Here is a 6,461-nt window from a genome sequence, read left to right as displayed (position 1 = left end):
GTTGCAAAACTAAAATAAATATGCAATGTTATGAATCAGAAAAACTAGCTGAACATGCAATAGATAGCGATTTTGACCATACCAACGTGGCTGTTCCAGCCCTTTATCTTTGAGATGACTAAACTGTTGTTCAATTTTTCCACGCTCTTTCATCAACTGTTTGCCAAAGGTAGTTTGTAGAAAATGAGACACTACACGACGATGTGTACTTTTGATTGGTCCGCTATTACGCGGGTTAATTGGATTGATCGCAAAGATATCACATGCTCCGGCAATTTCATGAATGTGCTGACTATCATAAGCGGCATCTGCAACGGAAAATAACACATTTTGGTTTTGTATATCCCGAAGCAATGCAGGAGCTATTTTACTATCATGTACATTTGCGGTTGTAAATGCATACGACAATATAACACCTTCTGGTGTAGAACAGACATGAGTTTTATATCCCTTATACCAACCATAGCGAGTAGATTTTCCCCATTTCGCTTGAGAATCATATAAACTACTCCGTAAGGCTGTACTATCAATTAAAACGCACGGAATTAACCCTAAATTCTTTTCTTGAAGAATTTGTTTATGAAGCAACGGAATTTCTTCGTTGCGAAACCAAGTGCCTACACGTGAAAAAGTAGATATATGAGGAACAAGCGAAAGGCCACAAGATACACGAAATGAAGGATATTGATGTAAAAAACGAGTTAACTTACGTAATGAATTGATCTGGAATACCGTTTTTATAAAAAAACATTTGAGTAAAGCTTTTCTACAGATGGGTGGGCGGCCTGTCATAGGCGGAACGCCTCCAATGGTTAAACTGTCTACGTAGGCAAATAAAATTTGTAAAATGGATTGATTTTGATCAAAATTGGTTATCATACTAGTAAATCCGTCCTTTCTGGAGATAGTTTTAGGATACTATCATTCTTCCAGGAAAACGGGTTTCTTTATGCATTCATTTTTGGATATTTATGAGTTTTGCAACACCCTCCTGGAACTTAACGGTCCTGAAAATCCTATAGAAGAATAAATATTTTTCGGTAGCAAGAAAAAATTCATGCTACCTTTTTCTTATTTAAATAGCTGATATGAGCTGCCGAAAAGTTTTTTTATATTCGATATTGAATTTATTGGTATAATAGGAATGTTTAACGAATTTCCGCTTCTTTATGTGATGGGGGGAAAAGATTTACCGAATCGACGTGAAAATAAAGAGGTAGATGAAGCTTTTGCAGCAGTTTTAAAGTACATATACAAAGAATATAGTGAAAGCATGCTAGGAGTGAGCGATTGAAAAGAAACTTAAAGACTTCAACAATCATTATTTTAATTTTAACGATTATTGCTCTTGAAGTTGGAATCGCACTATATGATCACAATTTGTCATTAGATACAATTTACTTTGCAGCGATCCTTATTTGTATTGTATTGCTTTTTGGCACACGTGTTTCTGAAGAGAAAGAAAGTACATCGAAACGAGGACGAAGAAAAATAGCTGTTATATTTTGGCCATCTATTTTATTGTCTATCGCTTGTTTTGCAGTTATAAGTTACATAAGGGTAGGCTATGTCTCTGTACCAGGGATAATTGGCTTTTCATGCTTTGTTACATATGGTGGATTCGTTTTGATTAGTATTTTAAAGGGGAAAAACAAAATGTAGCTTACTAAGTTGAAAGGAAGCAATGTATATGAAACATATAGAGAACGGTACACGTATTGAAGGAGAATACATTAAAAATAAAGTTATTCAATATAATATGTCCATCTTAACAGATGAAGTAAAACAGCCGATGGAAGAAGTAAGCCTCGTAGTAAAAAATGAAGAAGGAAAAATATTTGGTGGTGTAACAGGTACGATGTATTTTTATCATCTTCATATCGACTTTTTATGGGTTGATAAATCAGTTCGTCATGACGGTTATGGTAGCCAACTTTTACATAAAATTGAAGAAATTGCGAAGGAAAAAGAGTGCAGATTAATATTGCTAGATTCATTTAGTTTTCAAGCGCCAGAATTTTATAAAAAGCACGGTTACAGGGAGTATGGTGTCGTTGAAGATCATCCGAAAGGTCATAGTCAGCACTTTTTTGAAAAGAGATTATAATAGTATTATGTATACTGGTTGATGGGAGAAAGCATATGTACACGTATAAATTGCAACAAGAACAACCAATCTGTGCAGAAAAAATAAAGAAGCTTTATGATTCTGTCGGTTGGTGGCCAGAAAGAAAAGAAGTCGATATTGAAAAAATGTTAAAGAATAGTATAGGCATTGGAGTATGGGAAGAAAATGAATTAGTTGGATTTGCTAGAGTCGTTTCTGATGGTGTTTTTCGAGCATACATTGAAGATGTTGTCGTACATGAGAGTGTAAGAAATAAAGGTATTGGAGAGAAAATGCTTACAATATTACTTCGAGAAATATCTCATATTGATATTGTTAGTCTATTTTGCGGTGAGAAGCTAATAAAGTTTTACGGTGAGCAGCAATTTCAAGCAACGAAGCAAATTGTGATGCATCGTAATCAAACAGGGAAAGAATAAGAGGTGCCAATTAAAATGAATGCAACAAGAGCGTACTGTTTATCGAAAAGAAAAGCGACAGAAGATTCTCCAGATGGCTGGAGTGCAACATGTATGAGGCTTAATAATAAAATATTTGCGATAGTAAATCATGAAGAAGGTGAAAAGGCTGCGATTACATTGAAGTGTGATCCAGAAGTCGCATTAAGAATAAGAGAAGATTATCCAGAAACAATTATTCCAGGGTATCATATGAATAAAAAACATTGGAATACCGTTTATATTCATAAGGGTATAGAGCAGGAGCAAATTAATAAAATGATTGATTGGTCGTATGATTTAGTACTACAATCATTTTCAAAGAAAAAGCAGCAGGAGTTAATGGATTAATATGTATTAGGAGTGTGTGTAATGAAAGATTCGATTAAAGATACGTATGATAAATTAGCGAGTACATATAAAGAAAATCTAGATTTCGCAAATCCATATAACAGTTATTATGAAAGACCGGCGATGATGGAGCTTATTCCAAAGGAACTAGAAGGAAAAAAGATATTAGATGCTGGATGTGCAGCTGGATGGTATACTTCTCAATTCATAGGAAGAGGAGCAAATGTTACAGCAATTGATGTAAGTCCTGAAATGGTAAAAGCAGCAAAAGAAAATATAGGAGAAGAAGCGACGTTCCTTTGTCATGATCTGCAAGAAACATTGCCATTTGAAGATAATACGTATGATGTGATTGTAAGTTCATTAACTCTTCATTATATAGAAAATTGGAATCAAGTATTTCAAGAATTTCGTCGTGTATTGAAGCCAGGTGGAGAACTTATTTATTCTATTCATCATCCTTTTATGGATTTCACAAAGTTTCCATGTGAAAATTATTTTGAAAAACAGTTATTAATAGATACTTGGGTTAAACCGAATATTACTATTGAAGTCAAGTTTTTTAGAAGATCATTACAAGACATACTAAATGAAACTACAAATTATTTTGTATTAGAAGAGATAGTGGAACCGAAGGCAATTGAAAAAATGAAAGAAGTAAGCGAAAAATCATATCATTATTTAAATATGAATCCACATTTTCTTATCATAAAAGCAATCAATAAATAGCTAGTAAAATAACTTTGTTTTACTAGCTATTTACAGTTTTACATTACATATTAGGAGACTTTAAAATGAATACGAAACGAAATAGAGTAGTATATGCACTATTTACTATAGTTGTTATTATTTTAGGTCTTAGCTCAAGAAAGTTTGCTTTTGCACTACCACATCTATTAAATGATTATTTAGGTGATGCATTATGGGCATTAATGATTTTCACTGGCTTTGGATTTTTGTTTCCTAAAACAGAGACGAAGAAGTTGGCTTTTACTAGTTTAATGTTTTGCTACGGGATTGAAGCGAGCCAATTGTATCATGCGGAATGGATAGATAGCATTCGTGCAACGACTTTGGGCGGACTCGTGTTGGGATACGGTTTTTTGTGGAGTGATGTAGTGGCTTATACAATTGGTGTTGGAGTGGGAATACTGTGTGAGGTTATTTTTCGGAAGAAATAAGAATTGTAAAAGGGGTATTTGTAAATGGAACAAGCAATGGAAATTGCAAAGCTTTGGTTTCGAAATGAACATGTCACAGCTACTGTAATGCAACCAAAAGTAGCGAAGGTTTTATGCAAGAATAAAGAGTACATTTTAAAGAGAACGGGATCGATAAAGCAACTTCTAGTTGAATTCGATGTTTTGAAGCAACTGTATGAAAAGGAAATTAAAGTACAGAAAGTAGTAAAGACAGAAAATGATGAACAATATGTATTATATAAAGAAAAATATTATTGCTTATATGAGTATGTTGCCGGAAGTGTTTTAGAAATAAAAGATACGAATAAGCTGGAAAGGCTAGCAAGTACAATTGGAGAAGAAATAGCTAATCTGCACAAAGCATTACATTCGGTGAATAGTGACCATGAGTTAATAAAAAGAGATTTATATAAGATAGTATTTGAATGGGCTATACCGATTTTAGAAAAGAACGAGCATGCTCATCGAGAGGTAATTCAAAAGATGGAGCGAATGCACACAGCTTTCAAGGAAATGGTCCATCCATTACCGAGACAAATTATTCATCGTGATATGCATCTATCAAATGTAATCTTTAAAGATGATAAACTGGAAGGGTTTATAGATTTCGAGATTTTAGAAAATAATGTAAAAATATTTGATTTATGTTATTGCTGTACAAGTGTATTAAGCGAGCTATTTAGTGATGAAAGATTAAGAGAAAAATGGTTACATATCGTTAGCAAAGTCTTTGAAGGTTATTATAAACAAAATGATTTAACGAAAGAAGAACTAAAAGCTATTTGGTATGTTATGCTTTCAATTCAAATTATCTTTATTGCTTATTTTGTCCAGTTACCAAATTTATTAAAGTTAAATGAAGAAAGGTTCTTCTGGATTTTTGCTAAGAAGGAAGATATTGAAGAAATTATAGAAGGTATCGTAAAGGTATGAAAAAAATAATATTAATTGGTTCTGGGGGTTCAGGAAAATCCACATTAGCAAGGCAGTTAGGAAATAAATTAAATATTAAGGTGCATCATCTTGATGCATTATTTTGGAAACCGAATTGGGAAGGTGTTCCGAGAGAAGAACAAATAGCAGTTCAAAATAACTTAATTAAAGATGAGAAGTGGATTATTGATGGGAATTATGGCGGGACGATGGGTATCAGACTGAATGCAGCTGATACAATTATCTTCCTTGATATGCATAGAACAATTTGTATTTATCGTGCTTTTAAAAGAATTGTAAAATACCGGAATAAAACAAGACCAGATATGGGCGCGGGATGTGAAGAAAGATTTGATTTACAATTCTTTAAATGGATATGGGAATATCCTAATACTAAACGACCTACAATTTTAAAAGGGTTAGAGCAATTGTCCGAAGAGGAAAAGGTTATTGTTTTAAAATCTCCAAATGAGGTTCGGAAATTTTTAGAGCACATATAATAATAGAATGTGACACAACAATTCTTTTTGGATCTTACCGATTAGTTTAATTAAACTAATCGTTTTTTATTATGAAAAATTTAACGCTTTTTGAAAATTGTATTTTGTAATGAGTATATGACTATAAGTTCATATAAAATGAACGTTTGGAGGAATAGAAAATGACTAATGATTTAATTCAAACAATCGATTCATTAATGGTAAATATTCCAGTTGGAGAGGTAGTATTAAGAGATGATCGAATAAAAAAAGAATGGATAGTGCAAATTCAACCATTTTTTCTTGCAAAGTATGCTGTAACAATGGAACTATATGATGCTATTACAAATAGTACATTAAATAATTTTGATAAAAATCATAAACCAGTTGTCAATATTTCATGGAACGATGCCATTGCGTTTTGTAATGTACTTTCAAAAAAAGCGGGATTAAAAGAATATTATTCTATTAGTGATGGTGGTCAAATTGTGAAATGTAATTTAGATTCGAATGGCTACCGATTACCATCTGAGGCAGAGTGGCAATATGCATGTAAAGCAAGTACAACCGGATATACATACGGGAAACTTCATGATATAGCATGGTATAATGAAAATTCAAATGGAGAAATTCATGACGTTGGCCAAAAAGAACCGAATGCATGGGGACTTTATGATATGCTAGGGAACGTTTGGGAATGGTGCTATGATTTGTATGATGAAAAAGTATACGGATCATACCGCATTTTTCGTGGTGGTAGTTGGGCTGAAGCAGCGAGAGGTTGCGGCGCTACTTGTCGTCGTCGAAGCCATCCTACATTTCATATAGATGATCTCGGTTTTAGACTCGCTAGGTCAATTTAGTAGGAACATGCTACGAACAACTAAGAAAAGAGTATGGAGAAAATCCGTACTCTTGCCAACATAGAAAC

11 protein-coding genes are annotated in these 6,461 nt (G+C 33.3%); 10 read left to right on the top strand and 1 reads right to left on the bottom strand.

Going from position 1 to position 6,461, the window contains the following annotated elements:
* Nucleotides 1–9 precede the first annotated feature (9 nt).
* Nucleotides 10–879, bottom strand: a complete 870-nt coding sequence (locus tag V6946_RS14680) for an ISNCY family transposase (RefSeq protein ID WP_023520903.1) — start codon at nucleotides 877–879, stop codon at nucleotides 10–12.
* Nucleotides 880–1,144: 265 nt separating this feature from the next.
* Here V6946_RS14680 and V6946_RS14675 point away from each other — a divergent pair, with 265 nt between their 5' ends.
* The 10 genes from V6946_RS14675 to V6946_RS14630 all read left to right on the top strand — a co-directional run bounded on the left by V6946_RS14675 (nucleotide 1,145) and on the right by V6946_RS14630 (nucleotide 6,393).
* Nucleotides 1,145–1,294, top strand: coding sequence for a hypothetical protein (locus V6946_RS14675; RefSeq protein ID WP_000481402.1), 150 nt, complete (start codon nucleotides 1,145–1,147; stop codon nucleotides 1,292–1,294).
* The gene (locus V6946_RS14670; protein WP_000827993.1) at nucleotides 1,291–1,662 is read left to right on the top strand and encodes a hypothetical protein; all 372 of its coding nucleotides are present in this window, start codon (nucleotides 1,291–1,293) and stop codon (nucleotides 1,660–1,662) included. The genes V6946_RS14675 and V6946_RS14670 overlap by 4 nt, the downstream gene beginning before the upstream one ends.
* 28 nt (nucleotides 1,663–1,690) lie before the next feature.
* Complete coding sequence (locus V6946_RS14665) at nucleotides 1,691–2,107, top strand: GNAT family N-acetyltransferase (RefSeq protein ID WP_000680416.1); 417 nt, start codon at nucleotides 1,691–1,693, stop codon at nucleotides 2,105–2,107.
* A gap of 35 nt (nucleotides 2,108–2,142) precedes the next feature.
* Complete coding sequence (locus tag V6946_RS14660) at nucleotides 2,143–2,547, top strand: GNAT family N-acetyltransferase (protein ID WP_000288974.1); 405 nt, start codon at nucleotides 2,143–2,145, stop codon at nucleotides 2,545–2,547.
* A gap of 15 nt (nucleotides 2,548–2,562) precedes the next feature.
* Nucleotides 2,563–2,916: an MmcQ/YjbR family DNA-binding protein gene (locus V6946_RS14655; RefSeq protein ID WP_000994622.1), complete on the top strand. Its 354-nt coding sequence runs from the start codon at nucleotides 2,563–2,565 to the stop codon at nucleotides 2,914–2,916.
* Nucleotides 2,917–2,937: 21 nt separating this feature from the next.
* Nucleotides 2,938–3,645: a class I SAM-dependent methyltransferase gene (locus V6946_RS14650; protein ID WP_000655256.1), complete on the top strand. Its 708-nt coding sequence runs from the start codon at nucleotides 2,938–2,940 to the stop codon at nucleotides 3,643–3,645.
* 65 nt (nucleotides 3,646–3,710) lie between these two features.
* Entirely contained in the window at nucleotides 3,711–4,097 is a 387-nt protein-coding gene (locus V6946_RS14645) for a DUF2809 domain-containing protein (RefSeq protein WP_006918662.1), read from the top strand.
* 24 nt (nucleotides 4,098–4,121) lie between these two features.
* Nucleotides 4,122–5,051 carry a phosphotransferase gene (locus V6946_RS14640; RefSeq protein ID WP_366982182.1) on the top strand — a complete coding sequence of 310 codons (930 nt, stop codon included), beginning with the start codon at nucleotides 4,122–4,124 and terminating at the stop codon, nucleotides 5,049–5,051.
* On the top strand, nucleotides 5,048–5,551 hold the full coding sequence (locus V6946_RS14635) for a DNA topology modulation protein (protein WP_006918659.1): 504 nt from the start codon (nucleotides 5,048–5,050) through the stop codon (nucleotides 5,549–5,551). Before V6946_RS14640 ends, V6946_RS14635 begins: the two co-directional genes overlap by 4 nt.
* 161 nt (nucleotides 5,552–5,712) lie before the next feature.
* Nucleotides 5,713–6,393 carry an SUMF1/EgtB/PvdO family nonheme iron enzyme gene (locus V6946_RS14630; RefSeq protein WP_006918658.1) on the top strand — a complete coding sequence of 227 codons (681 nt, stop codon included), beginning with the start codon at nucleotides 5,713–5,715 and terminating at the stop codon, nucleotides 6,391–6,393.
* Nucleotides 6,394–6,461 lie beyond the last annotated feature (68 nt).

Origin of the sequence: Bacillus sp. PPSBB_2, assembly GCF_045291115.1 — a bacterium.
In the GTDB taxonomy this organism is placed as follows: Bacteria; Bacillota; Bacilli; order Bacillales; family Bacillaceae_G; genus Bacillus_A; species Bacillus_A cereus.
Note: the sequence above shows the minus strand (reverse complement) of the source record. Positions and strands in the feature narration are given on the sequence as shown.